Source organism: Azoarcus sp. Soil_N_20 (assembly GCF_057656155.1).
This window is the reverse complement of sequence record NZ_JBDGKX010000011.1, coordinates 1-25,261: the sequence shown is the minus strand read 5'-3', so window position 1 is coordinate 25,261 and position 25,261 is coordinate 1. Positions and strand designations below refer to the sequence as shown.

The following is a 25,261-nucleotide window of genomic DNA, read 5'->3' as shown; positions in this document are numbered from 1 at the left end:
GATCGGTGAAAGTTCATTCGATGACCTTGGGGACGAGGTACAGTCCGCCCTCGGTCTGGGGCGCGACCGCCTGGAACGCGGCGCGGCGGTCGGTTTCGGTGACGACGTCCGCGCGCAGCCGGGTGGCCAGCTCCTGCGGATGGCTCATCGGCTCGATGCCGCCGGTGTCGACTGCCTGCATCTGTTCGATCAGGGCGAAAATGCCGTCGAGCTTGGTTCGGGTGGCATCGATCTCGGATTCCGAAATCGCCAGGCGGGCGAGGCGGGCGATACGCCCGACTTGTTCATTGGAAAGCGACATGGCGAAACAAAACCTGCTGAATCCACAAAGGTTTGTAGGTTATCATAATCGTCTTTGGCCCTGCTCAGGGCCGGCCCCCTGCGGCGCATCTTCTCACCGGTTTCGGAATCCCTCATGTTCGGTTTTCTGCGTTCCTATTTTTCCAGCGATCTCGCGATCGACCTTGGCACCGCCAACACGCTGATCTACGTCCGCGGCAAGGGCATCGTCCTCGATGAACCCTCCGTGGTGGCGATCCGCACCGAAGGCGGGCCCAATGCCAAGCGCACCATCCAGGCCGTGGGCCATGCGGCCAAGCAGATGCTCGGCAAGACGCCGGGCAACATCACTGCCATCCGGCCGATGAAGGACGGCGTGATCGCCGACTTCGTCGTCACCGAGCAGATGATCAAGCAGTTCATCAAGAAGGTGCACGACTCGCGGCTGCTGTCGCCCAGTCCGCGCATCATCATCTGCGTGCCCTGCGGGTCGACCCAGGTCGAGCGCCGCGCGATCCGCGACGCCGCCCTGGCCGCGGGCGCCTCGCAGGTGTATCTGATCGAGGAGCCGATGGCGGCTGCGATCGGCGCCGGTCTCCCGGTTTCGGATGCACTCGGTTCGATGGTGGTCGACATCGGCGGCGGCACCACCGAAGTCGGCGTGATCTCGCTCGGCGGCATGGTCTATGCCGGCAGCGTGCGGGTCGGGGGCGACAAGTTCGACGATTCGATCGTCAACTACATCCGCCGCAACTACGGCATGCTGATCGGCGATACCACGGCGGAGAACATCAAGAAGAACATCGGCTCGGCCTTCCCCGGATCCGAAGTGCGCGAGATGGAAGTCAAGGGCCGCAACCTGGCCGAGGGCATTCCGCGCAGCTTCACCATCTCCTCCAACGAAATCCTCGAGGCGCTCACCGAGCCGCTCAACCAGATCGTGTCCGCGGTCAAGATCGCGCTCGAACAGACCCCGCCCGAACTCGGCGCCGACATCGCCGACCGCGGCATGGTGCTGACCGGCGGCGGCGCCCTGTTGCGCGACCTCGACCGTCTGCTGATGGAGGAGACCGGCCTGCCGGTGATCGTTGCCGAGGAGCCGCTCACCTGCGTCGCCCGCGGTTGCGGGATGGCGCTCGACAAGATGGACAAGCTCGGCTCCATCTTCACGTCGGACTGAGCGGGCGGTCCGGATGGCGATGCCGCCTGTCCGTTGCTGACGCTGGATACGCTGGATGTCCCCGGTCGGTCACCAAACGCCCCCGATCTTCAATCGCGGACCGGCGCCGCTGGTCCGTTTGCTGCTGTTCGTCTCGCTCTGCCTGGTGATGCTGGTGGCCGACCTGCGGTTCCGCTATCTCGAGGTCCTGCGCCAGGGCTTGTCGGTGGCGACCTATCCGCTGCAGATGGCGGCGGCGACCCCGGCCGATTTCGTGCGCAATGCGTCGGTCTACTTCGCCACCCTGGTCCAGGTGCAGCTCGAGAACGCCGATCTTCGGCGCCGGCAGCTCGGTGCCGGCGATCGGCTGCTGCGTTTCGAGCAGCTCGAGCAGGAGAACGCGCAGTTGCGCGGCCTGCTCGAAATGTCGCAACGCACCGGCGTGCGTAGCGTGGCCGCAGACATCCTCTACGATGCACCCGATCCGTTCGCGCGCAAGGTCATCCTCGATCGGGGGGCGCAGCAGGGACTGGAAACCGGGCTTGCCGTGGTCGATGCCAACGGCGTCCTCGGGCAGGTGACCCGGGTGTATCCGATCCAGTCCGAAGTCACCCTGCTGACCGACCGCAACCAGGCCGTTCCCGTCCAGGTGCTGCGCAACGGCCTGCGCGGCGTGCTGTTCGGCGCCGGCCAGGGGCGGCTCGAGGTGCGCTTCGTGCTTGCCAATGCCGACATCCTGCCCGGCGACCGGCTGGTGACGTCGGGGCTGGACGGGGTGTTTCTGCCCGGCCTGCCGGTTGCCGAGGTGGAGTCGGTCGACCGCGAGACGGACGCGTTTGCCCACATCGTGTGCACGCCGCTGGCTGGCGTGGAGCGCAGCACCCAGGTGCTGGTGCTCGGGCGCGAGACCCTGCCGCCGCCACCGCCCGAGCCGGAGCCCGAACCGGCCGTGACCAAGTCCCGGGCGAGGCGCTGATCATGCAGCCAAGCAATCGCTCGAGTCGTATCCTGCTGCCGGTCCGGTCGTGGTTCATCCACTTCAGCCTGCTCGTCGCCCTCGGCCTCGCCTATGTGCCGACCGGCCGTTTTCCCGGGGTGCCGGACTGGGTGGCGTTGGTGCTGGCGTTCTGGTGCATCCGCGAGCCCTTGCGGATCGGCCTCGGCGTCGGTTTCCTGTTCGGCTTGCTGGTCGATATCGGCCAGGGTGCGGCGATGGGTCAGCATGCCCTGGCCTACGTGGTGCTCGCCTATCTCGCCAACGGCCTGGCGCGACGGCTGATGTGGTTTCCGGTTCTGCAGCAGGCCCTGCATGTGCTGCCGATTCTGCTGGTCGCGCAGGTGCTGATGGTGGTGATCCGCCTGCTCGCGGGCGCGGAGTTTCCCGGCTGGTGGTATTTCCTGTCCAGCTTCACCGGCGTGCTGCTGTGGCTGCCGCTGACCTACCTGCTTCTGCTGCCTCAGTATCAGCCGGTCGAGCGTGACGACAACCGGCCCATATGATGCTCCGGTGACATGATCTCGTTCCACGCACCCGGGCAGGAGTCCTCGCGCTTTCGCGGCCGCGTGCTGGTGGCAGGCGGCTTCGCGCTGGTCTGTTTCCTGCTGCTGGGGGCGCGGTTCTACTTTCTGCAGGTGGTGAAGCACGACTACTTTCACACCCGCGCCGAGGACAACCGGATTGCCCTGCTGCCGATCGTGCCCAACCGCGGCACCATCGTCGATCGCAACGGCATCGTGCTGGCGCGCAACTATGCGGCCTACACGCTGGAGATCACCCCCTCGCGGACCAAGGGGCTGGAGGAAACGATCGACGCGCTGGCCGAGTTCATCACCATCGACGTGCGCGACCGCCGGCGCTTCCGCAAGATACTCGAGGAAAGCCGCAGTTTCGAGAGTGTCGCGATCCGTACCCGGCTGAGTGACGAAGAGGTCGCCCGCTTCATTGCCCAGCGTTACCGCTTTCCCGGGGTCGAGGTCCAGGCACGCCTGTTCCGCGACTATCCTCAAGGCGCGAGCGCCACTCATGTGGTGGGCTACATCGGCCGGATCAACGATCGCGACATCGAGCGCATCGAGGAGCGCGGTGTCACCGCCAACTACCGCGGCTCGGACTATATCGGCAAGAGCGGGCTGGAGATGTCCTACGAGGCCGAGCTGCACGGAACGACCGGTTTCGAGCAGGTCGAGGTCAATGCCGGCGGACGCGCGGTGCGACGCCTGTCGAGTACGCCGGCGGTGGCCGGCAGCGATCTGGAGTTGACCCTCGACATGGAGTTGCAGCGGATTGCCGAGACCGCCTTCGGTGAACGGCGCGGCGCCCTGGTGGCGATCGAGCCGAGCACAGGCGGCATCCTGGCGCTGGTGTCGGCGCCCACCTTCGACCCCAATCTGTTCGTCGACGGCATTTCGACCCAGGACTGGAAGGCGCTCAACGACTCGCCCGACCATCCGCTGCTCCACCGTGCGATCTACAGCGCCTATCCGCCAGGCTCCACGTTCAAGCCCTTCATGGCGCTGGCCGGCCTGAGCAGTGGCAAGCGCACGCCCGGGCAGGCCATCTCCGATCTGGGCTATTTCAGTTTTGGTGGCCATCGCTTCATGGATGACAAGGTCGGCGGCCACGGCATGGTCGACCTGCACAAGTCCATCGTGGTCTCATGCAACACCTATTACTACCAGCTCGCCAACGATCTCGGCATCGAAGGCATCGCCACTGCAATGGCGCCCTTCGGACTCGGTGCCCGCACCGGCATCGACTTGCCCGGCGAGGCCGAGGGGGTGTTGCCGTCACCGGCGTGGAAGAGAAAGCGCTTTCGCAAGCCCGAGCAGCAGCGCTGGTACGGCGGCGAAACGATTTCGGTGGGCATCGGCCAGGGTTACAACGCCTACACCCCCCTGCAGATGGCCAATGCGGTGGCGGCGATGGTCAATGACGGCAAGGTGTTCCGCCCGCATGTCGTGCGCCACGTCATCGACAGCCGCAGCGGCGAGAAGCGGGTGATCGAGCCCGAGCCGATTCGCCGCGTCGCGGTCAAGCCGGAGCACCTCGCCGCCGTGCGCCAGGCCATGGTGGAGGTGAACAAATCCGGGACCGGCAGACGTGCCTTTGCCGGCGCGCCGTACGAGTCCGGTGGCAAGACCGGTACCGCGCAGGTCTATTCGCTCAAGGGCGGCCGCTACGTCGAGGGCCAGGTACGCGAGCGCTTGCGCGACCACTCCTGGTTCATCGCCTATGCGCCTGCCGACAAGCCCAGGATCGCACTCGCGGTGCTGGTGGAGAACGGCGGTTTCGGCGCCCAGTCGGCGGCTCCGATCGCACGCCAGGTGATCGATTATCACCTGCTCGGCAAGCGCCCCAACCAACCGGCGCCGGAAGACGTCGAAGCCGTGGAGAGCGCCGAATGAGTGAAAACCGCTTTCATCCGCTGCGCCTGCTACGGGCCCTCGTTCGTCCGGTCGATCCGGTGCTCGCCGTGATCATGGCCGGCCTGTTCGGCTACGCCTTCGTACTGATGTCGAGTGCCTCGCCCGAGCGGCTCGACTCCCAGCTCACCCACATGGCGGTTGCGGTCGGGGTGATGTGGTGCGCGGCCTGGCTGCCGGGCCAGCGTCTGCTGTCGTTTGCCTTCCCGCTATATTTGCTTGGGGTCGTGCTGTTGGTCGGTGTGGCGCTGTTCGGCGAGGTCTCCAAGGGCGCGCAGCGCTGGCTCGATATCGGCGTGACCCGGATCCAGCCTTCCGAACTGATGAAAATCGCCATGCCGCTGATGCTGGCCTGGTTCTTCCAGCAGCGCGAAGGCCACATCGGCTGGCGTGAATTCGTGATTGCCGCCCTATTGCTGGCCGTGCCGGTCGGCCTCATCGTCAGGCAGCCCGATCTCGGGACCAGCCTGCTGGTCGCTGCCGCCGGCTTCTACGTGATCTACTTTGCCGGCCTGAGCTGGAAGCTGATCGTCCCGGTGGCGGTGGTCGGCATCGTCGGCATCGGCTCCATCGTGGCCTTCGGCGACACCCTGTGCCAGCCTGGTGTCGAATGGGTCGGCATGCGCGAATACCAGAAGCACCGGGTATGCACCCTGCTCGATCCCACCCAGGATCCGCTCGGCAAGGGCTTTCACATCATCCAGTCCACGATCGCGATCGGCTCCGGCGGCCTGACCGGCAAGGGCTGGATGGACGGCACCCAGACCCATCTGTCCTTCCTGCCCGAGCGCCACACCGATTTCATCTTTGCGGTGCTCGCCGAGGAGTTCGGACTGGCTGGCGCGCTGGTTTTGCTGGCACTTTACCTGGCATTGTTCGCGCGCGGTTTCGTGATCGCCGCGAGGGCGTCGACACTGGGCACGCGCCTGCTCGCCGGTGCGGTGACCATGATCTTTTTCACCTACGCTTTCGTAAACATGGGGATGGTGACCGGCATCCTGCCGGTGGTGGGTGTACCCTTGCCTTTCATCAGCTATGGGGGAACCGCACTGGTCACCCTGTGTCTGGGGGTGGGTATCCTGATGAGCGTCCAGCGTAGCAAACTGGCGAACAAGCACTGAGGTCAAGGTTTGATGACTCCGATCCGCGCGACCGTCCGTCCCGCACTGCCGCATTACCTGGCCACCAGGACGCTGGTGATTGCCGCCGCCGCGCTGGTGCTGTCGGCGTGTGGCACCGCGCCGGTACGGACTCCCGACGGCGGGGCGCAGGCGCCCGACGCAGGCTCGCCGACGGCGGGACAAGGCGTGCGCCGTGGCGGCGGCTACTACAAGGACGACGGCCCGGACGACACGCCGCCGGACAATCTCGATGCAATTCCCGATGCCGAGCCGCGGCTCGAGCCCCTGCATCGCTTTGCCAACCGGCCCTACAACGTCTTCGGCCAGGCCTACGTGCCGGTGACCCGGCTCGCCCCGCACCGCGAGCGTGGGCTGGCGAGCTGGTATGGCCGCCGCTTTCACGGCAAGCCCACATCGAGCGGCGAACCCTACGACATGTATGCGATGACGGCGGCACATCCGACCCTGCCGATCCCGAGCTATGCGCGGGTGACGCATGTCGGCAACGGGCGTACGGTGGTGGTACGGATCAACGACCGTGGCCCCTTCCACAAGGGTCGCATCATGGATCTGTCTTACACCGCGGCCTACAAGCTCGGCTATGTGAACGCGGGTCGCGCCGAGGTCGAGGTCGAACAGATTCTGCCCGACGAGTTGCCGATGGTGACTGGCACCGACCCGGTTCCGCCCTTGCGCGGGCGCACGGTGGCGCCGCCGGTGCTCGAACCGGCGGTTGCGGTGGCGCCACCACCGGCAGCACCGGTGCCGCCACTGGCAGCGGCCAGCCGGGGCGTGTTCCTGCAACTGGGCGCGTTCGGCTCGCTCGACAACGCGGAAGGCTTCCGCACCACGGTCGCGCACCAGATCGCCGCATTCGCCGAGCGTCTCGAACTGTTTGCCGACGGCAGCCAGTTTCGCCTCCACGCCGGCCCCTACGCCTCGGTGGACGACGCGCGTGACGCGGCCGAGCGGATCGCGACCGTATTGAAAACCCAGCCCTTTGTCGTCGTGCGCTGAATTTGCACCCAGGTTGAAACAATCCCTGTCGGTTTTGGTCAGTCCTTCGGCGGCGGCCTATAATTTTGCCCCGCCTGTCTTTCACTTTTCCGGGTCCCTCCTGATGCGTTTTATTGTTGCCGTCCTGTTTTCGCTGTTTTCCCTCACTGCGCTCGCCCAGGCGATTCCCGCCCCGGCGCTGGCCGCCAAGGCCTGGGTACTGGTCGACCATGGCACAGGTCACGTGCTGGCGGCCAGCGATGCGGACGCCCGGATCGAGCCCGCGTCCCTGACCAAGCTGATGACCGCCTACCTGACCTTCGCTGCATTGAAGGCCGGCACCATTACGCCTGAGCAGGCGGTACCGGTGTCGGAGAAAGCCTGGCGGATGGAAGGCTCGCGCATGTTCATCGAGCCGCTCAAGCCGGTTACCGTGCAGGAGTTGATCCAGGGCGTGATCGTGCAGTCCGGCAACGACGCCTGCGTCGCACTGGCCGAACTCATCGCCGGCAGCGAAGAAGCCTTTGCCGCGCTGATGAACCGTGAGGCCAAGCGCCTCGGCATGACCAACACCAGCTTCACCAACTCCACCGGCCTGCCCGATCCGCAGCTGTACACCACTGCACGCGATCTCGCGTTGCTGGCATCGGCGATCATCCGCGACTTTCCCGAGTACTACACCCTGTACTCGATGAAGGATTACACCTACAACGGCATCAAGCAGCCCAACCGCAACCGCCTGCTGTGGCTCGACAGCACCGTCGACGGCATGAAGACCGGTCACACCAACGCCGCGGGCTATTGCCTGGTGTCGACCGCCGAGCGTGGCCCGCGCCGGCTGATTTCGGTGGTGCTCGGCACCGCCTCGGACAACGTGCGCGCGCAGGAGTCGCTCAAGCTGCTCAACTTCGGCTTCCAGTTCTTCGACACGGTCAAACTCTATTCCGCCGATCAGGCCCTGTCGCAGTTCCGGGTGTGGAAGGGCGAGGTCAATGAAGTGTCCGCCGGTTTCACCCGCGACTTCGTGATGTCCCTGCCCAAGGGCCAGGCAGACAAGGTCGAGGCCACGCTGGAGAGTCTGCAACCGGTGCTCGCGCCGCTGCAGAAGGGACAGCAGATCGGCACCCTCAAGCTCAACCTCGACGGCAAGCTGCTCGGCGAATATCCTGTGGTGGCGCTGCAGGACGTCCCGGTGGCCGGCTTCTTCGGCCGCCTGTGGGACGCCCTGATGTTGTGGATCAAGAGCCTCTGAGCGGAGTGGAGTCGAGCATGAGCCTGTGTTACCTCAACGGACGCTACCTGCCGCTCGGCGAAGCGAGCATCTCGCCGATGGACCGTGGCTTCCTGTTTGGCGACGGCGCCTACGAGGTGATTCCGGTCTATTCGCGCCGCCCTTTCCGCCTGCACGAGCATATCGCCCGCCTGGGCAACACCCTGGAAGCCCTGCGCCTGCCCGATCCGCACAGCGCGGACGAATGGGCGGCGATCATCCGCGAGGTGGTCGACCGCAACCCGTGGCAGGACCAGTCGGTGTATTTGCAGGTCACCCGCGGTGCCGATGAGAAGCGCAACCACGCCTTCCCGAAGGTGACCCGGCCCACCGTGTTCCTGATGAGCGAGGCGCTGGTGACGCCGCCCGACGAGCAGCGCGAGGCCGGCGTGGCCTGCGTCAGCGCGGCCGATTTCCGCTGGTTGCGCTGCGACCTCAAAACCGTGGCGCTGCTCGCCAACTGCCTGCTGCGCCAGCATGCGGCGGACCAGGGTTGCATGGAAACCATCCTGTTCCGCGACGGGTTCCTGACCGAAGGCTCGGCGTCGAACATCTTCGTGGTCAAGGACGGGGTGATGCTGACCCCGCCCAAGAGCCATCTGATGCTGCCCGGCATCACCTATGACGTGGTGCTCGAAGTGGCGGCGCAGCACGGTCTGCCGCACGAGGTGCGGGAAATCCTCGAGGACGAGGTGCGCCTCGCCGACGAGCTGTGGATGACCTCGTCAACCAAGGAAGTGCTGCCGATCACCACGCTCGATGGCCGCCCGGTGGGTGGCGGTCGACCCGGCCCGGTGGCGCGGCAGATGCATGCCTGGTATCAGGAATTCAAGACTACGGTGATGCGCGGTGGCTGATCAGACCAACGAATCCCGGCAGACCCTGCTCGAATTTCCGTGCGAGTTCCCGATCAAGATCATGGGCGCACGGGTGGATGGCTTCGCCCAGGCGGTGCTCGAGGTGGTGCTGCGCCACGCCCCGGACTACGATCCCGCGTCGACGCAGATGCGGCCGTCGAGCAAGGGCAACTACCTGGCAATCACCTGTACCTTCCGCGCGGTATCGCAGGAGCAGGTCGATTCGATGTACCGCGAGCTGACCGCGCACCCGATGGTCAAGGTGGTGCTGTGATCGTGAGTCGCACCGGCTTCGCGGCCGATGCGTCCTCGCCGCCGCCGGGAAGCGCGTGCGCGCACGATGCCGGGGGCGCCGATACGCGGCTCATGGTCAAGCGTCTCGGCCGGGTGGACTACGAGCCGGCACTCGAGGCCATGCGCCTGTTTACCGCCGAACGCACCCGGGACACACCGGACGAGATCTGGTTGCTCGAGCATCCGCCGGTCTACACCCTCGGCCAGGCCGGTCGCCCCGAGCACCTGCTGAACAACGACGCCGGCATCCCGCTGGTCAGGATCGACCGCGGCGGCCAGATCACTTACCACGGCCCCGGCCAGCTGGTGGTCTATCTGCTGCTCGACCTGCCACGACGCCGGCTCAAGGTGCGCGAACTGGTCCATCTGATGGAGCAGGCGATCATCGACACGCTCGCCGAGTACGGCCTCGCAGCGCAACGCAAGGACGGTGCGCCCGGCGTGTACATCGACGGGGCCAAGATCGCCGCGCTCGGCCTGCGGGTCAGGAACGGCTGCAGCTACCATGGCCTGTGCCTCAACGTGGATGCGGACCTGACCCCCTTCCTGTCGATCAATCCGTGCGGCTATGAAGGGCTCAAGACCATCCGCATGTGCGACTTCGGCATCACCGAAACCGTGCCCGGCGCGGGCGAGCGCCTGCTGTCGCACCTGCAGCGCCTGCTGCCCCCGATCGTGCCCCCGCTTGCGGATGCCCCCACTACCGGTGCCGCGCTCTGACAGGCACAATCACGCTCTACTCCCCGACAATCAACCCCCTATAACAGAGACAGCCCCCATGGAAACCCCCGTTCGCAAGCAGCGCGGTGCCGACAAGACCGCACGTATCCCGATCAAGATCGTGCCCGCCGAGCGCCTCAAGAAGCCCGACTGGATCCGGATCAAGCTCGGCGCCGGGGTCGAGGCCGAGCGTTTCAACGAGATCAAGGACACGCTGCGCGAACACAAGCTGCACACCGTGTGCGAAGAGGCCTCCTGCCCCAACATCCACGAGTGTTTCGGCAAGGGCACCGCCACCTTCATGATCATGGGCGACATCTGCACCCGGCGCTGCCCGTTCTGCGACGTCGGCCACGGCCGTCCGGACCCGCTCAATGTCAATGAGCCGGTCGACCTGGCCAAGACCATTGCCGCGATGCGCCTGAACTATGTGGTGATCACCTCGGTGGACCGCGACGACCTGCGTGACGGCGGCGCCCAGCATTTCGTCGAGTGCATCCGCGAAACCCGCGGTGCCGCGCCCAAGACCACCATCGAAGTGCTGGTGCCCGACTTCCGCGGCCGCATGGACATCGCGCTCGACATCTTCGATCAGGCCCCGCCCGACGTCATGAACCACAACCTCGAAACCGTGCCGCGTCTGTACAAGCAGGCCCGTCCCGGTTCCGACTACGCCTACTCGCTCGAGCTGCTCAAGCAGTTCAAGGCGCGCCACCCCGATGTCCTGACCAAGTCCGGGCTGATGGTCGGCCTCGGCGAGACCGACGACGAGATCCTCGAGGTCCTGCGCGACCTGCGCGCCCACGACGTCGACATGCTCACCATCGGCCAGTACCTGCAACCGTCCGGCGGCCACCTGCCGGTGCTGCGCTACGTGCATCCGGACGTCTTCAAAATGTACGAGACCGAGGCGCTCAAGATGGGTTTCAAGAACGCCGCCTGCGGCCCGATGGTGCGCTCGAGCTACTGGGCCGACCAGCAGGCCCATGGCGCCGGGGTGGCCTGAACGCGGTCGCATGTCGGGGATCCGAATCGGTGGGTTCCCGGCCTTGCTGCTCGCGGGCGCCACCCTCGGTCCGCTCAAGAACCCCAATCAGGGCGTGATCCGTGTGCTCGACGGCGACGGCAGCGACATGGACAGCGCCGGCACCATCCGCAAGCGTCTGCGGGTGGTCAGTACCTTCGAGTTCGCGCTGAACTAGCGCTGCCGACCGATCTCAGTCGGGGCAGCCGATGCAGCCCGCGGTCTGGGTGTTCAGAAAGATGGCCTGATCCAGATTGGCCCCGGTCAGGTCGGCATTCACCAGCGAAGCGCGGTTGAAGTTCACGCCCTGCAGGTCGGCGCCGGTGAGCGAGGCCCCGGTCAGGTTGGCTGCACGCAGGTTGGCACGCTGCATGTCCACATTCTGCAGTTTTGCGCCGCCAAGCCGGGCGTTGGTCAGGTCGGCTCCCGCAAGCACGGCGTCGGTCAGATCGGCCTCGCTCAGATCGGCATTCTGCAAGATCGCATTGCGCAGGTTGGTACCGACGAGCTTCGCCGCGTTCAGGCGTGCGCCGCGCAGATTTGTCCGGACCATCGAGGCCTTGCCCAGCTCGGCGCCACGCAGATCGGTACTGGAAAGATTGGCTTCGTCCAGGATCGCCTCGCCCAGATTGGCGCCCGACAGGTTGGAGCGGGTGAACTGGGAGTTGCTCAGATTGACGCCGGCCAGGTCGGCGCCGTTCAGATTCTTGTTGGTGCACAGCGTGCCGCGCCGGATATCGCAGCCACCGACGTTGCGCGTGCCTTGCGCGTGGGCCGCGTTGACGAACACGAGCGCGAGGAGCAGCGGACTGATTGCTTTCAGCATGGATGGGAGCCAGGGAGGGAGTCGGTTCGAGAGGTGGAGGCGGGCGGCCGCAACGGGCCATGCTCCGGTGCCATGGGTCAGACGGATTCGGCCAGCAGACGTTCCAGCGCGGCGTGCAGCGCGTCGACGTCGGGCTCGCCCAGGTATTTGTGGATGATCCGTCCGCGCCGGTCGATCAGGAAGGTGGTGGGGGTCAGGCGTACGCCATCGAAGCCGCGGGCGAGCTCGCCACTGACATCGAGCGCTACCTTGAACGGCAATCCCTTACCTTCGACGTAGGCCTTCACCCGTGTCGGTTGATCGTAGGCCATCGCCACCGCAATGGTTTCCAGCCCACGGCCGGTGAACCTGGCGTGGGTCCGCGCCAGCATCGGCATCTCCTTGATGCAGCTGACGCAGGTCGTGGCCCAGAAATTCACCAGCACCACCTTGCCGCGCAGATCCGCGGTGCGGAACCGTTCGCCCTGCAGCGTGGAGAATGCGACATCGGGTGCCGGCGTCTGCCGGGAGTGGACAAAGAACCCGGCAATGCCGAGGATGACGACTGCAAGCGCGGCGAAGAGGCGGGCTTTCATGCTGCGTTGATCAACCATCTGGAGAATGTCATGCGTTCCATTCTGCGAGCTTTCGCCTTCCTTGTCATCAGCGCATCGGTATGCGCGGCAGGCGGACTGGCCGGCCTCAGCGACCGCGAGGCCTCTGGCGGCCTGAAGGAGGCCCTGACCCAGGGCGCGGGGCGCGCGGTCGAGCTGCTCGGACGCGATGGCGGTTTTCTGAACAACCCGAAGGTGAAGATTCCGCTGCCCGACGCGCTTGCCCGGGCCGAACCGCTGATCCGCATGGCTGGCCGCGGCGACGATCTGGACGCGCTGGTGACGACGATGAACCGGGCCGCCGAGGCGGCCGTTCCGGCGGCCAGGAGCCTGCTCGTCACCGCGGTGCAGAGGATGAGCGTGACCGATGCCAAGAACATCCTCACCGGTGGCGACGACTCGGTCACCCAGTACTTCCGCGACAAGACCCAGGCCCAGCTCAGCAAACTGTTTCTGCCCGCGGTCAAGAAAAGCACCGACAAGCTGGCGCTCGCCGGCCAGTACAACAAGCTCGCCGGCCAGGCTGCAGGCCTCGGCCTGGTCAAGGGCGACGACGCGCAGATCGAGAACTACGTGACGCGCAAGGCGCTCGATGGCCTCTACCTGATGATCGCCGAGGAAGAGCGCGCGATCCGCAAGAATCCGGTGGAGGCCGTGGGCAGCCTGGCCAAGAAGGTGTTCGGCGCGCTGTAGGCCGCGCCGGTGCCCGTCGCCGCCCGGTGCGACCGGCGGCGGCGACATGGCGCCGAGGGATCGGGTACACTCCTGCCATGCCGCCTGTCCGGGCGGCTTTGCTTTTCTCGGTAGCCCAGCCCCATGTCCGCCCTGCTCAACGCCCCGCAACGCGAAGCGATCCGCTATCTGGATGGCCCCTGCCTGGTGCTGGCCGGTGCCGGTAGCGGCAAGACCCGGGTGATCACGCAGAAAATCGCCTACCTGATCAACGAATGCGGGATCAGCGCCAACAACATCGCGGCCATCACCTTCACCAACAAGGCGGCGAAGGAGATGCAGGAGCGCGTGGCCCACATCATGGGCGGGCGGGCACCGGGCGGGCTCACGGTGTGTACCTTCCATGCGCTCGGGGTGCGCATCATCCGCCAGGAGGCGAAGCATTGCGGGCTGAAGCCGCAGTTTTCCATCCTCGATGCGTCCGATACGGTGCAGATCGTCACCGACGTGGCCGGCGACAACGACAAGGGCATCGCCAAGCAGATGCAGTGGCAGATCTCGTCGTGGAAGAACGCGATGATCACCCCCGAAGAGGCCGCACAACTGGCCGACAACGAGATCGCCTCGGCCGCCGCGGTGCTGTACAAGGAATACGAGCGCACCCTGCGCGCCTACCAGGCGGTGGATTTCGACGACCTGATCTCGCTCCCGGTGCGTCTGTTCGAGGAGAACCCGGAGGTGTGCGAGCGCTGGCAGAACAAGCTGCGCTACCTGCTGGTCGATGAATACCAGGACACCAACCGCGCCCAGTACCGGCTGCTGCGCCAGCTCTCGGGCGTGCGCGGCGCGTTCACCGCGGTGGGCGACGACGACCAGGCGATCTACGCCTGGCGCGGGGCCGACGTCGAGAACCTGAAGCTGCTGCAGGTCGACTACCCCAGGCTGAAGGTGATCAAGCTCGAGCAGAACTACCGCTCCTCGCGCCGCATCCTGGAAGCGGCCAACACCGTGATCGCCAACAACGAGAAGCTGTTCGACAAACGCCTGTGGTCCGAGCACGGCATCGGCGACCAGATCGTGGTCACCAATTGCGCGGATGCCGATGCCGAGGCGGAAACGGTAGCGATGAAGATCACCGCGCACAAGTTCGAGAACCGCACCCGGTTCAAGGACTACGCGGTGCTGTATCGCGGCAACCACCAGGCCCGAATCATCGAGAAGCAGCTGCGCAACCAGCGCATTCCCTACGTCCTGTCGGGCGGGCAGAGCTTTTTCGACAAGGCCGAGATCCGCGACCTGATCTCCTATCTTCGGCTGCTGATGAACGAGGACGACGACCTCGCCTTCATCCGCGCCATCACCATCCCGCGTCGCGGAATCGGGCCGAGCACCATCGAGGCGCTCGGGCGCTACGCCGGCCACCGCCACATCAGCCTGTTTGCCGCGGTGTTCGAGGAAGGGGTGAGCCAGCACCTGACGCCCAAGCAGCTCGAAGGGGTGCAACAGTTCGCCGGCTTCATCAACCGCATGCAGTACCGTGCCCCGCGCGAACCGGCGGCGCAGCTGCTCGAAGACCTGCTCACCGCGATCCGCTACGAGGCCTGGCTGTTCGAACACTTCGACACCCGCGAGGCGGAGTCCAAGTGGAGCAATGTGCGCGATTTTGTGGACTGGCTCGGGCGCAAGGGTACGGAGGATGGCAAGAATCTGATCGAACTGACCCAGACCATCGCGCTGATCTCCATGCTGGACAAGGAAGACCCGGACTTCGACGGGGTCCAGCTCGCTACCCTGCACGCCTCCAAGGGGCTTGAGTTTCCCCATGTATTCCTGATCGGAGTCGAGGAGGGCGTGTTGCCGCACCAGAGCAGCATCGACGAGGACAAGGTCGACGAAGAGCGCCGGCTGATGTACGTCGGTATCACCCGTGCCCAGCGCAGCCTCAACATCACCTGGTGCGAGCGCCGCAAGTCGGGCAAGGAGTCGCGCGTGTGCGAGCCGTCGCGCTTCATCGCCGAGATGGGCGGCGACATCCGCATCAACGACCGCAAGAACAGCGCCCCGGTGTCGAAGGAAGACGGCCGCGCGCGCGCGGCCAGCCTGATGGCCATGCTCGAGGGGCGTAAGACCCCGGGCATCTGAGCCGGCGCCGACTGGCCGGGAATCGGCGTGGTCAACGAAAAAGGGCAGCGCGGGGCTGCCCTTGCGAAGCGAATTCTTGCCGGCTTACTGTTCGATCGGCGGCTCGGTGAAGTCGGCACCGGCCTTGTTGGCCAGGAAGGCAACGGCACGCTTGACTTCGGTATCGGTCAGGTCGCTGCCGCCACCGCGCGGCGGCATCGAGCCCTTGCCGGCGACGGCCGACTTGGTCAGGCCGTCGAAGCCCAGCGCCAGGCGCGGACCCCAGGCGGCGGCATCGCCCGTCTTCGGCGCGGCCAGTGCACCGGAATCGTGACAGCTGGCGCAGATGGCCTTGTAGATCTGCTCGCCGGTGCGGCTGCCCGGTGCAACCTTGGAAACCTTGAGTTCGATCCTGGCCACCGGCTGAATCAGCGAGGCGGACAGCTCCTCATCAAGCGTGCTCTGCTTGCCACAGCCCGACAGCAGCACGGCGGCTGCAGCCGCGGCGAGGACCGGGAAGGCGAGGCGGGAGGGCCGCTGGGCGGCGTTGTGGGCGCGATGTTCCGACATGCTGGATCCTTTGACTGGCGCGAGGCAAAGCAAAAAGGGTGGAAATGATTTCCTGATCATAAAAAAACCGCCTGGCAAGCGGTTCTGCTCGAGTGGGCCACCGTGCGGTGTCGAGACCGCAGCGCCGTCCGCTCATCCGACAAAAGCCGCCCAAAGCGGGGTTCGGTCGGGTATCAGGGCAGCAATGCCCTTGAAGTGGCAGGCATTTTATCACCCCGGGGCAGGCGAGGCCATAGCGTTGGGCGACGGGGTCGGCGGCGGGACGAAGATGCGCGTGTGCCGTCGACGACGAACCCGGTCCGTTGCGCCGGGCGACGCGTCACTCGTCGGGTTCGCAGTGCATCGCGACCACGCGGTTGCGACCGCGGCGCTTCGCCTCGTAGATGCCCTCGTCCGCCCGGCGCATCAGGCTCCGGGCTGGTTCCGGAGCCCGGTACTGCGCTACGCCGACGCTGATCGTGCAGCGGATGGTGATGTTCGACGACAGACGCAAAGGGGTGCCGGAAAACGCCGCACACAGACGTTCGGCGAGCAGAGCGGCGGCATCGAGCGCGGTTCCGGGCAGCAGTACGGCAAACTCCTCGCCGCCGTAGCGGAATGCGGCATCCGAACTGCGGATGCAGCTCTGCATGACGTGGGCCAGCGCCTGCAACACGTTGTCGCCTTCGAGGTGGCCGTGGGTGTCGTTGAGCTGCTTGAAATTGTCGGCATCGAGCAGCATCAGCGACAGGGGCTGGTCGTAACGTGCCGCACGGTCACATTCGGCCTCGAGGCGAGCGAAGAAATGACGGGAGTTGAACAGTCCGGTCAGGCCATCGGTGATGCTCATCAGCCGGTAGCGTTCTTCGCTTTCGCGCAGCGCCTGATCCGCCCGCTTCTGCTCGGTGACGTCCTGCAGGGTTTCGATGGCGCCGACCATCTGGCCGGTGGCATCGCGCAGCGGCGCTGCGGTAAAGAACAGCCAGCGTCCGCCGTCACCGATCTCGGGAAAGTAGTCCTCGGCCTCGAAGGCACCGTCGATGAGCTGCGAACGTCTGAACTTGCCGTGATAAAAGCGATCGACATCGCCCTCCAGCGCCCCGTCCAGAATGAGATCGGCCAGGGTTGGACGAGGGCTCGGGTAAAACGCTTGCCACTGCAGCCGGCTGCCGATCATGTGTCCCGCGGTCTGGCCCGACAGTGCCGCCAGGGCGCGATTCCAGTGCGCAATCACATGCTGGCGATCGAGAACGAAGATGGGGATCGGGCAGCAGTCCACGCCTTCTGCCAGCATGAAACCCGCAGCAAGCCCCGCTCCCCCCTCGGAGCGAAAGAGCGGGGGTGCACTTTCGCCCGGATTGTTCTGCCCGCGATCACTGAACATCGATTTTTGTTTTCGCCCAAAGTGGGCCTTACTATCCTCTGCCGCCCAGGTGATTGCAAGGGTCTGGTCGGACGCTCCGAACGCGCGCCATGCGGCGCAAATTCACCGCGACAGGCCGCGCTTCAGCTCTTGCCGGCGAGGCCGTCCGCAGCGCTGTGCGCAAGCGGTGGCTGATGGCGCGAGGTGCGATAGAAGGCCATGATGCGACGTACATATTCCTGGGTTTCGGCATACGGCGGCACGCCGCTGAAGCGCGCGACGGCACCCTCGCCGGCGTTGTATGCCGCCGCTGCGAGCACGACGTCGCCGTCGAAGCGCTCGAGCAGCCAGTGCAGGTAGGCGAGGCCGCCGCGCACATTCTGTTCGGGGTCCATGGCATCGCGCACGCCGAAGCGGGCGGCGGTCTCCGGAATGAGCTGCATCAGTCCCTGCGCGTTCTTCGGCGAGCGTGCGGCGGCGTTGAAGTTCGATTCGGTGCGCGCGATCGCCAGCGCCAGGCGCGGGTCAACGCGGAAGCGCGGGGCCAGGCGCTGGATCAGCCGGGCGTGGCTGCGCCGGTCGCCGGCAAGCGATTCGACGAAGCGGTCCACCACGTCGTGCGGCACCACCGATTCGGCATCGGCGAGCGCGGTTTCGTCGTCGGACAGCAGGCAGTCGGGCAGGGTGTCGGTCATGCCGCCGCCGTGTTGGGCGAGCAGGGCGCCTGCCCGTTCGTGGCCCTGGCGTGCGGCGAGCGCCAGCACGGAATGTGCACTGGCGCGGCGGTGGGCCATGCCGGGGTTCTGCAGTAGCAAACGGCCCAGCCGGTATTGGCCCTCGACGCTGCCGCTGCGCGCCGCCGTACAGTAGCGCGCGGCGGCCTGTTGCGGCTGGCGCCGGCTTTCTGCCCGATAGCCTTCCTCGAGCAGGCGCGCGAGCACAGGCGCTTCATCCGACCACGTCGGTGCGTTGCCGTCTGCCGGCGTGCCGGCACCGGCAGAAGCGTGTACCGTGCATGCCAGCATCACACTCGCGAGGAAGAGGCGGATGAGGCGATGGCATGCGGTGAAGGGCATCGGGATGGCCAAAGGCGAAAAGGTCGTGCGCCGACTGTAGCCCGAAGCCGGTTTCGCGACCGTGACGGTTTTCCGTACGGGTGCGGTCCGGACCCGGCGCAGCGGCCGGCGAGTATCGCCCACCGTGTCCGCGGTCACGGAACGAAGCAAACGCCGATGCAGTCCACCCAGTGCCGTTCCACTACCGGACCGCCATCATGAGCACCTCACCCGAAGCGCGGAAGTTCAAGATCTACGTGGACGAGCTCAAGCTTGCCCACACCCGCCACTGGGACCTCGATTACCTCAGCCGGGCCGACCTCGATGCGTTGATGACGCAAAAGGACCCGCTGGGGCGGACGCCGGACACGGCTCGCGAAAAACCGGAGCCGAAACCATGAGCGCGGCCAATCCGGCGCATCACCACTTGACGCATTACCACTCCGACGGAGCGATCGCATGAACATGACCAGGATCCTGGCACCGCTGCTGGTGCTCTGCGTGTACGGCAGTCTGTCTACGGCGGCGCGGTCGCAGGAAACGACCGCCGCCCCACCGCCGGCGACGACTGCCATTGCCACCGCGATCTTCGCCGGGGGCTGCTTCTGGTGCACCGAGGCCGATTTCGAGAAACTGCCCGGCGTGCTCGCGGCCGAGTCGGGCTACACCGCAGGCAAGACGCCCAAGCCCACCTACGAGCAGGTCAGCGCCGGCAATACCGGCCATACCGAAGCGGTTCGGGTGAGCTACGACCCGGCCCGGGTCAGCTATGCCCAGCTGGTCGAGTATTTCTGGAAGACCATCGACCCCACGGTCGAGAACCGCCAGTTCTGCGACATCGGCTCGCAATACCGTTCCGGCATCTACTGGCAGAGCGAAGACGAGCGCAAGGTGGCCGAAGCCAGCCGCGACGCCCTGCTCAAGAGCGGCAAGGTCGAGCGCATCCACACCGAAATCGTCCCGGCGTCGGTGTTCTACCCCGCCGAGGAGTATCACCAGGACTACTACAAGAAGAACCCGCTGCGCTACGCCTACTACCGCCGCGGTTGCGGGCGCGATGCGCGCCTGGAGAGCATCTGGGGCAGCCGCTGAGCGCGTGCCCGACGGCATGGTCCGCAACTGAAGGTCATGCCGTCCATTGCTGCTGTCATCAGACGGACAGCCTTCCGGCGGATGCGCTACCCTTGCCCCTGCAGCGCATAACCACACTCACGGAGGACACATCATGTTCAAGGGCATCCTGATCGAGAAGGACGACGCCGGCTACCGCGCCGGCCTTGAAGAGCTCGACGACGAGCAATTGCCGGAAGGCGACGTCACGGTGAAGGTGCAGTACAGCACCCTCAACTACAAGGATGGCCTCGCCATCACCGGCAAGGGCCCGGTGGTGCGCCGCTTTCCGATGGTGCCGGGCATCGACCTTGCCGGCACCGTGGAGGCGAGCACCCACGAGGGCGTCGCAGTCGGTGCCAGCGTGGTGCTCAACGGCTGGGGCGTGGGCGAGAACCACTGGGGCGGGCTGGCCCAGAAGGCGCGGCTCAACGGCGAATGGCTGGTGCCGCTGCCGGACGCGTTCACGCCGCGCCAGGCGATGTCCATCGGCACCGCCGGGTACACCGCCATGTTGTGCGTAATGGCGCTCGAACGCCATGGCGTCACCCCGGATCACGGCGAGGTGCTGGTGACCGGTGCCAACGGCGGAGTGGGCAGCGTGGCCATCGCGCTGCTGGCCAGGCTCGGCTTCACCGTGGTCGCCTCCACCGGCCGCGCGGCGGAGGCCGGCTACCTGAAGACGCTCGGGGCCGCGGAGATCATCGACCGCGCACAGTTCACCGAGCCTGGCCGCGTGCTGGCGAAGGAGCGCTGGGCGGGCGCGATCGACACGGTCGGCAGCCACACCCTGGCCAATGTCTGCGCCAGCACCCGCTATCGTGGCACCGTGGCCGCCTGCGGTCTGGCCCAGGGCATGGATTTTCCGTCCTCGGTGGCGCCCTTCATCCTGCGCGGCGTGACCCTGGTCGGGGTGGATAGCGTGATGTGCCCGCGTGCCGAGCGCCTCGAAGCGTGGACCAGGCTGGGCCGCGACCTCGACATCGCCAAGCTCGACCTCATCACCCACGAGATTACGCTCGCAGAAGCGATACCGGCAGCGGCCGACCTGCTCGCCGGTCGCATCCGGGGCCGCGTGGTGGTCGATGTAAACCGCTGAAAAAAACAAGACCGTCAAAGAGGGAGGAGACCCATCATGTCCGACAGCATCATCAGCCGCTTTCCCGTACCCGAGCTCGTCGACCTGCCCGAGGACATTCGCGAACGCATCCTCGCCGTGCAGGAAAAGGCCGGCTTCATTCCCAACGTGTTCCTGATGCTGGCCCACCGGCCGGCGGAGTTCCGTGCCTTCTTCGACTATCACGATGCGCTGATGGAAAAGGATGTCGGCCTCAGCAAGGCCGAGCGCGAGATGATCGTGGTTGCCACCTCGGCCGCCGCCGACTGCCTGTACTGCGTGATCGCGCACGGCGCGGTACTGCGCATCCGGGCCAGGAACCCGCGGGTCGCCGACCAGCTCGCCGGCAACTACCGCAAGGCCGAGATCACCCCGCGCCAGCGTGCGATGCTCGACTTTGCGCTCAAGCTGTCCACCCGCGGCGGCACGATCGAGGACGCCGACCTCGAACCCCTCCTTGCCCACGGTTTCGACCAGGAGGCGATCTGGGACATCGGTGCGATCACCGCCTTCTTCAGCATGAGCAACCGCCTGGTGCACCTGGCCGCCACGCCGCCCAACGAGGAGTTCTACCTGATGGGGCGGGTGCCGAAGGGCTGAATGAAGGGCCGGACTACGCGCGCCGAAACACCAGGCTGAGGTTGTTCGCCGGCATCTCGATCACCTCGTCGAGACGCAGCCCGCACGCGGTCGCCTCGGCTTCCACCGCCTCCATATCGCGCACCCCGAAGTGCGGGTTGCGGCGCTTGAGCCAGGCGTCGAATTCCTCGTTGCTCGGTGCGGTGTGGCAGCCGCCGCGGCGGTAGGGACCATAGCAATACAGCACGCCGCCCGGGGGCAACACCCGCGCCGCGCCGGCGAGCAGGGCCGGGGTGTTTGGCCATGGCGAGTAGTGGATCACGTTGATGCATACCAGCGCATCGGCCCGCATCAGCGGCCAGTGCGGTGCGCTCGCGTCGAGCACCAGCGGCGGGGCCACGTTGGGCACCCCGGCATGGTCGATCCAGGCCTGGATGGAGGCCAGCGCCGCCTCGTCGGCCTCGCTCGGCTGCCAGGTCAGCGTACGCAGCGCACCGGCGAAGAACACCGCATGCTCGCCGGTGCCGCTGCCGATCTCCAGCACGGTGCCGGCCGGCGGCAGCACGCGCTGCAGGATGGGCAGAATGACGTGACGATTGCGTTCGGTGGCGGGGGCAAACTGGCGCAGGTCGGGATTCATGGCGCCATTATCGATCGGACCGGCGAATGTTTGAATACGTCCGCGCGGTCGCATCGGCGCAGCGCTCACCGGCCATGCCGGTGCTGCGCCGCGCGCCCTACTCGGTCCAGCGCATCGTCGCCTTTGCGCCGCCGCCCGGCTTGAGGTCGAACCACTGCGTCCGCTTTTCGCCGCCGAATTCCGTGCTGACCCGGTAGCGCCCCGCCGTTTCCACGTCGACCTGTCCGATCGGCCCGCATTCGGCTTCTGCGGCACGGTCGTTCAGGGGGTCGTCGACCCGGGTCCGCACGCCGGCCAGATAGGCCCCGTCGGCGGTGGTGAACAGGAGCGTCAGCGCGTGTTTGCCGGCATCGGCGCGCAGCTGTGCCGACTCATCGACGCCGATCCCGCCACAGGTCAGGCGAATGCCGTCCGCTGCGGCCGCGGTGGCGGGCAAGGCGAATGCGCCTGCGCAACACAGGGCAGCGAGGGTTGTTCTTAGTCTGGTTGCCATCGGTCTCTCCATGGTCGGGTTGTGACTGTGGGCGGTGCCTGTCATGCCGGTTGGCATCACGCCGCCATCGTGAACACCGTCAGCACGCCGGTGTAGCCGTACAGCCGGTCGCGGGCAATCTCGCCGCCGGCAAAAAAACCCGCCAGCGGCATCTCGCCCAGTACATCGCGGATCGCCTCCAGTTCGGCGTTGGGGCTGCCGAAGTGAGGGCCGCCGCGGCCGACGCAGCTCACGTAGATGGCCCCGGCCACGCGCTGGCCGTGAATTGCGAGGTCGTCCCGGATCTCGGTGGCGATCCGCTTCACATCGGCCAGCGCAGCGTCCGGGTCGCGACGACAGAAGGCGAGCCTCGTGCCGGCTTCGACCTCCTCGGCGACCGCGAGCACCCGGCTGCGGGGGTCGAGTCCCACGATGTGACGCACCAGGGTGTCGGAACCGAAGCGGCCCGGGGTGTTCTCCTCGTAGCCGGTGCTGCGGCGCAGCCCGACCAGGGTCGAGGCCAGCGCGTGTGCCATCTCGTCGGTCGGCAGGTCGTTGCTCAGGCCGAGGTCCTGCAGCGCACAGGCCAGCGCCGGTTGCCCGTCGAGGGTAATCACCACGTTGTTCTCGGCCCGGGTCACCGCACGCTGCGGCCCCAAGGGCTGGCAGCCCTGGGTTACCCGCGAGATGATCCCCACCTCGTCGCTGAAGGCCACGCCCGAGAGCCCGCCGGTCAGCACCGCATCGGCTATCTGCAGCGTGCGGGTGCGGGACGAGGACAGGCCGCCAAACAGATAACCGGTTGCGGTGCGTTCGGCCAGTTCCGGCAACAAGTCCTGCAGGTCGGGCGCGCTGCCATCGGCATGCACCAGCGCGGTGTGCGCCGCAAAGTCGTCCGGCCGCAGTGGCTGGCGCCCGGAGAACAGCCGGAACGCGGTGCGCGGCAAGGGGGCGAGCATCAACACCAGCGCCGGTTCGTCGATATATTCGGCTCCGTTCGCGGCCACCCCCAGCCCCACCGTGCCGGTCCAGCTCACGCCCGGCAGACGGTGCTGCAGTTCGGCCAGCATGTCCTCCGCATCGGCGGCGAAATGGTCGGTCAGATAGCACCAGCCCAGGTTGAACTCCACCGGATCGTCGCGGGTCACCACGGCTTTCAGTTCGTGCTCCAGCCGAACGAGGCAGCGCCCGAGCGCGGTGTGCCAGTCCGGGTCGGTCGCATCGGCAGCGATAAAGGGCGATCGGAACATGGTCGGCTACTCCGCATGGGCAAGGTGAAGTTTCGACACCGATCGTCGCGCTGCGTTTGCGGTGACGTGTCGATGATTACCAGCCGTTACCGCTGCATGGCCAAACCGGGGGCGTCATCGCTTGCGGATCAGGCCCACCACGACGAGCAGCACGATCGCACCAAGGATCGAGCCGATGAAGCCCGCGCCCTGGCCCGCGTGATACAGCCCCATCGCCTGGCCGCCATAGGTTGCGAGCAGCGAGCCGCCGATACCGAGCAGGATGGTCAGGATCCACCCCATCTGGTCGTTGCCCGGCTTGAGCAGACGCGCGATGAGGCCGACGATCAGGCCGATGAAAATGGTCGAGATGATGCCCATATGCATACTCCGGGAACGGTTTGAAGGGGGCGTTCAGATGCTGAAGCAATTCGGGAGCGGGCCGGCGACTGCATATGCATTGTAGGCGTCATTCAGCAATGTGCGGCCGAGCCGGCGGGCGAAGAAGCGCAGAGAAGCGTTGCCAGATGCAACAGGCTATTCCGTTCGACTCCGGCAATGGTCGCCGACAGGCAATTCATCCTTGATTCGAACGAATCCGATTGTCATAATTCGAATCTCTTGTCATCAGGCATCGAGGTGCAGACATGGCTCCGAATGACGTGGCAGCGGCCGAGCCCCATGCAGCGCCCAAGCCGACCCCCACCCCCGTCCACCGCCACGCCACCCGCCGCATCGCCCTGCAGTTCGACGACGACGGCAACCCCATGTTCGCCTCGGTGTGCAGCCCGGAGAGCTTCAAGGTGCGGGCACTGGCGGTGGCGCCCCGACGCCACGTAATCCCGGTGATCTTCGTGCCCGGCATCATGGGCACCAACCTGCGTGCGACCAGGGCGCTTGACGACGACCAGGCGCCGGCGTGGCGACCGCCCAACGGCCTGTGGGCCGGCCTCGATGAGTGGAAAGCACGGCGTCGCCAGGAGAACAAAGACCGCCAGAAGCAACTGACCCCGGCGCACTGCGAAGTGGACTCGAGGGGCCCGATTTCTCTCCCCCGCAGCACCTACACGCTGACCGAAGACGAAGCCCGCCGCCGGGGCTGGGGCGAAATCCATTGGGACAGCTACGGCACCGTGCTCACCGAACTCGAACGTCTGCTCAACGACCAGTACGCCGACTGCGGCCAGCGCAGCGCCCGGATCATGGACGAATGGAAAGTCGCGATGACCCTGAAGAAGGCCGGCTCGGGCCCCGGCGGCGGCACCGTGGACGACCGCTGGCCGCAACCCGAGCCGGTCGACTCCGACATCCTCGCCGACTGGCGGCCGGTGAAAGGGGTGTGCGAGAAGCTCGACGAGGCCGAGTTCGCCCGTCTGGACGACTACTACTATCCGGTGTGGGCCTGTGGCTACAACTGGCTCGAGAGCAACGAGCGCGGAGCCGAGCGGCTGGTGGCCCGCATCCGCGACATCCTGGCGTGGTACGCCCGCCCGGCGTGCAAGTTCATCCCCGAGGGGCGGGTGATCCTGGTCACCCACTCGATGGGCGGTCTGGTCGCGCGGCGCGCGGCGCAACTCGCCGGCGAGCTCGTGCTCGGCGTCGTGCACGGCGTGCAGCCGGTGGGCGGCGCGCCGGTGGTGTATCGGCGCTTTCGTGCCGGCACCGAAACCGGGGGCTTCTGGGACATCGAGGGCGGGATCGTGGCGCGCATCATTGGCGCCGACGCGGCGGCGATCACCTGCGTGATGGCCAACGCCCCGGGGCCGCTCGAACTGCTGCCGACCAAGCACTA

29 protein-coding genes are annotated in these 25,261 nt (G+C 66.4%); 19 read left to right on the top strand and 10 right to left on the bottom strand.

Annotation, left to right across the window (positions count from 1 at the left end; genetic code table 11):
* Nucleotides 1-13 precede the first annotated feature (13 nt).
* Nucleotides 14-301, bottom strand: coding sequence for an Asp-tRNA(Asn)/Glu-tRNA(Gln) amidotransferase subunit GatC (gatC, locus tag AC3A35_RS19790; RefSeq protein WP_487438009.1), 288 nt, complete (start codon nucleotides 299-301; stop codon nucleotides 14-16).
* Between the two features lie 114 nt (nucleotides 302-415).
* On the opposite strand from gatC, the gene AC3A35_RS19785 reads away from it, so the two are divergent.
* From AC3A35_RS19785 to AC3A35_RS19730, 12 genes are all read left to right on the top strand, one after another.
* Nucleotides 416-1,459, top strand: coding sequence for a rod shape-determining protein (locus AC3A35_RS19785; RefSeq protein WP_487438008.1), 1,044 nt, complete (start codon nucleotides 416-418; stop codon nucleotides 1,457-1,459).
* 55 nt (nucleotides 1,460-1,514) lie between these two features.
* A complete protein-coding gene (mreC, locus tag AC3A35_RS19780; protein WP_487438007.1) occupies nucleotides 1,515-2,414 on the top strand; it encodes a rod shape-determining protein MreC in 900 nt (299 codons plus the stop codon).
* A 2-nt stretch (nucleotides 2,415-2,416) separates the two neighbouring features.
* Nucleotides 2,417-2,938: a rod shape-determining protein MreD gene (mreD, locus tag AC3A35_RS19775; protein WP_487438006.1), complete on the top strand. Its 522-nt coding sequence runs from the start codon at nucleotides 2,417-2,419 to the stop codon at nucleotides 2,936-2,938.
* Between the two features lie 12 nt (nucleotides 2,939-2,950).
* A complete protein-coding gene (gene mrdA / locus AC3A35_RS19770) occupies nucleotides 2,951-4,843 on the top strand; it encodes a penicillin-binding protein 2 (protein WP_487438004.1) in 1,893 nt (630 codons plus the stop codon).
* Nucleotides 4,840-5,982 (top strand): rod shape-determining protein RodA, encoded by a 1,143-nt coding sequence (rodA, locus tag AC3A35_RS19765; protein ID WP_487438003.1) that lies wholly within the window; start codon nucleotides 4,840-4,842, stop codon nucleotides 5,980-5,982. The genes mrdA and rodA overlap by 4 nt, the downstream gene beginning before the upstream one ends.
* Before the next feature lie 12 nt (nucleotides 5,983-5,994).
* Nucleotides 5,995-6,999 (top strand): septal ring lytic transglycosylase RlpA family protein, encoded by a 1,005-nt coding sequence (locus AC3A35_RS19760; RefSeq protein WP_487438002.1) that lies wholly within the window; start codon nucleotides 5,995-5,997, stop codon nucleotides 6,997-6,999.
* Between the two features lie 103 nt (nucleotides 7,000-7,102).
* The gene (locus AC3A35_RS19755; RefSeq protein WP_487438000.1) at nucleotides 7,103-8,230 is read left to right on the top strand and encodes a D-alanyl-D-alanine carboxypeptidase family protein; all 1,128 of its coding nucleotides are present in this window, start codon (nucleotides 7,103-7,105) and stop codon (nucleotides 8,228-8,230) included.
* A 17-nt stretch (nucleotides 8,231-8,247) separates the two neighbouring features.
* Nucleotides 8,248-9,105, top strand: coding sequence for a D-amino acid aminotransferase (locus AC3A35_RS19750; RefSeq protein WP_487437999.1), 858 nt, complete (start codon nucleotides 8,248-8,250; stop codon nucleotides 9,103-9,105).
* Nucleotides 9,098-9,379, top strand: coding sequence for a YbeD family protein (locus tag AC3A35_RS19745; protein WP_487437997.1), 282 nt, complete (start codon nucleotides 9,098-9,100; stop codon nucleotides 9,377-9,379). Before AC3A35_RS19750 ends, AC3A35_RS19745 begins: the two co-directional genes overlap by 8 nt.
* A 2-nt stretch (nucleotides 9,380-9,381) precedes the next feature.
* Nucleotides 9,382-10,119, top strand: a complete 738-nt coding sequence (gene lipB, locus AC3A35_RS19740) for a lipoyl(octanoyl) transferase LipB (protein WP_487437996.1) — start codon at nucleotides 9,382-9,384, stop codon at nucleotides 10,117-10,119.
* 58 nt (nucleotides 10,120-10,177) lie between these two features.
* Entirely contained in the window at nucleotides 10,178-11,125 is a 948-nt protein-coding gene (gene lipA, locus AC3A35_RS19735; protein WP_487437995.1) for a lipoyl synthase, read from the top strand.
* 10 nt (nucleotides 11,126-11,135) lie between these two features.
* Nucleotides 11,136-11,321, top strand: a complete 186-nt coding sequence (locus tag AC3A35_RS19730) for a hypothetical protein (protein WP_487437993.1) — start codon at nucleotides 11,136-11,138, stop codon at nucleotides 11,319-11,321.
* Nucleotides 11,322-11,336: 15 nt separating this feature from the next.
* Here AC3A35_RS19730 and AC3A35_RS19725 read toward each other — a convergent pair whose 3' ends face one another.
* Nucleotides 11,337-11,969, bottom strand: coding sequence for a pentapeptide repeat-containing protein (locus AC3A35_RS19725; RefSeq protein WP_487437992.1), 633 nt, complete (start codon nucleotides 11,967-11,969; stop codon nucleotides 11,337-11,339).
* Between the two features lie 77 nt (nucleotides 11,970-12,046).
* Nucleotides 12,047-12,544, bottom strand: a complete 498-nt coding sequence (locus AC3A35_RS19720; RefSeq protein ID WP_487437991.1) for a TlpA family protein disulfide reductase — start codon at nucleotides 12,542-12,544, stop codon at nucleotides 12,047-12,049.
* A 30-nt stretch (nucleotides 12,545-12,574) separates the two neighbouring features.
* Between AC3A35_RS19720 and AC3A35_RS19715 the strand changes: the two genes are divergently transcribed.
* Nucleotides 12,575-13,255 (top strand): DUF4197 domain-containing protein, encoded by a 681-nt coding sequence (locus tag AC3A35_RS19715; RefSeq protein ID WP_487437990.1) that lies wholly within the window; start codon nucleotides 12,575-12,577, stop codon nucleotides 13,253-13,255.
* A 123-nt stretch (nucleotides 13,256-13,378) separates the two neighbouring features.
* The gene (locus tag AC3A35_RS19710) at nucleotides 13,379-15,376 is read left to right on the top strand and encodes a UvrD-helicase domain-containing protein (protein WP_487437989.1); all 1,998 of its coding nucleotides are present in this window, start codon (nucleotides 13,379-13,381) and stop codon (nucleotides 15,374-15,376) included.
* 84 nt (nucleotides 15,377-15,460) lie between these two features.
* Here the strand turns inward: AC3A35_RS19710 and AC3A35_RS19705 are convergent, their stop codons facing one another.
* From AC3A35_RS19705 to AC3A35_RS19695, 3 genes are all read right to left on the bottom strand, one after another.
* Nucleotides 15,461-15,925 carry a c-type cytochrome gene (locus tag AC3A35_RS19705; protein WP_487437988.1) on the bottom strand — a complete coding sequence of 155 codons (465 nt, stop codon included), beginning with the start codon at nucleotides 15,923-15,925 and terminating at the stop codon, nucleotides 15,461-15,463.
* Between the two features lie 319 nt (nucleotides 15,926-16,244).
* The gene (locus tag AC3A35_RS19700) at nucleotides 16,245-17,198 is read right to left on the bottom strand and encodes a GGDEF domain-containing protein (protein ID WP_487437987.1); all 954 of its coding nucleotides are present in this window, start codon (nucleotides 17,196-17,198) and stop codon (nucleotides 16,245-16,247) included.
* Nucleotides 17,199-17,410: 212 nt separating this feature from the next.
* Entirely contained in the window at nucleotides 17,411-18,343 is a 933-nt protein-coding gene (locus AC3A35_RS19695; RefSeq protein ID WP_487437986.1) for a lytic transglycosylase domain-containing protein, read from the bottom strand.
* A gap of 197 nt (nucleotides 18,344-18,540) precedes the next feature.
* Between AC3A35_RS19695 and AC3A35_RS19690 the strand changes: the two genes are divergently transcribed.
* The 4 genes from AC3A35_RS19690 to AC3A35_RS19675 all read left to right on the top strand — a co-directional run bounded on the left by AC3A35_RS19690 (nucleotide 18,541) and on the right by AC3A35_RS19675 (nucleotide 21,149).
* Nucleotides 18,541-18,723, top strand: coding sequence for a hypothetical protein (locus AC3A35_RS19690; RefSeq protein ID WP_487437985.1), 183 nt, complete (start codon nucleotides 18,541-18,543; stop codon nucleotides 18,721-18,723).
* Between the two features lie 58 nt (nucleotides 18,724-18,781).
* The gene (msrA, locus tag AC3A35_RS19685) at nucleotides 18,782-19,414 is read left to right on the top strand and encodes a peptide-methionine (S)-S-oxide reductase MsrA (RefSeq protein WP_487437984.1); all 633 of its coding nucleotides are present in this window, start codon (nucleotides 18,782-18,784) and stop codon (nucleotides 19,412-19,414) included.
* 133 nt (nucleotides 19,415-19,547) lie between these two features.
* The gene (gene acuI / locus AC3A35_RS19680; protein WP_487437983.1) at nucleotides 19,548-20,531 is read left to right on the top strand and encodes an acrylyl-CoA reductase (NADPH); all 984 of its coding nucleotides are present in this window, start codon (nucleotides 19,548-19,550) and stop codon (nucleotides 20,529-20,531) included.
* 36 nt (nucleotides 20,532-20,567) lie between these two features.
* Nucleotides 20,568-21,149 carry a peroxidase-related enzyme gene (locus tag AC3A35_RS19675; protein WP_487437982.1) on the top strand — a complete coding sequence of 194 codons (582 nt, stop codon included), beginning with the start codon at nucleotides 20,568-20,570 and terminating at the stop codon, nucleotides 21,147-21,149.
* A 13-nt stretch (nucleotides 21,150-21,162) separates the two neighbouring features.
* On the opposite strand, the gene AC3A35_RS19670 is transcribed toward AC3A35_RS19675, so the two are convergent.
* The 4 genes from AC3A35_RS19670 to AC3A35_RS19655 all read right to left on the bottom strand — a co-directional run bounded on the left by AC3A35_RS19670 (nucleotide 21,163) and on the right by AC3A35_RS19655 (nucleotide 23,850).
* Complete coding sequence (locus AC3A35_RS19670; RefSeq protein ID WP_487437981.1) at nucleotides 21,163-21,768, bottom strand: DUF938 domain-containing protein; 606 nt, start codon at nucleotides 21,766-21,768, stop codon at nucleotides 21,163-21,165.
* Between the two features lie 97 nt (nucleotides 21,769-21,865).
* Nucleotides 21,866-22,261, bottom strand: coding sequence for a hypothetical protein (locus AC3A35_RS19665; protein ID WP_487437980.1), 396 nt, complete (start codon nucleotides 22,259-22,261; stop codon nucleotides 21,866-21,868).
* Between the two features lie 56 nt (nucleotides 22,262-22,317).
* On the bottom strand, nucleotides 22,318-23,490 hold the full coding sequence (locus AC3A35_RS19660) for an FIST signal transduction protein (protein ID WP_487437979.1): 1,173 nt from the start codon (nucleotides 23,488-23,490) through the stop codon (nucleotides 22,318-22,320).
* Nucleotides 23,491-23,604: 114 nt separating this feature from the next.
* Nucleotides 23,605-23,850: a GlsB/YeaQ/YmgE family stress response membrane protein gene (locus AC3A35_RS19655; RefSeq protein ID WP_487437978.1), complete on the bottom strand. Its 246-nt coding sequence runs from the start codon at nucleotides 23,848-23,850 to the stop codon at nucleotides 23,605-23,607.
* Between the two features lie 266 nt (nucleotides 23,851-24,116).
* On the opposite strand from AC3A35_RS19655, the gene AC3A35_RS19650 reads away from it, so the two are divergent.
* Nucleotides 24,117-25,261: hypothetical protein (locus AC3A35_RS19650; RefSeq protein ID WP_487437977.1), on the top strand; the 1,145-nt coding region annotated here is incomplete at its 3' end.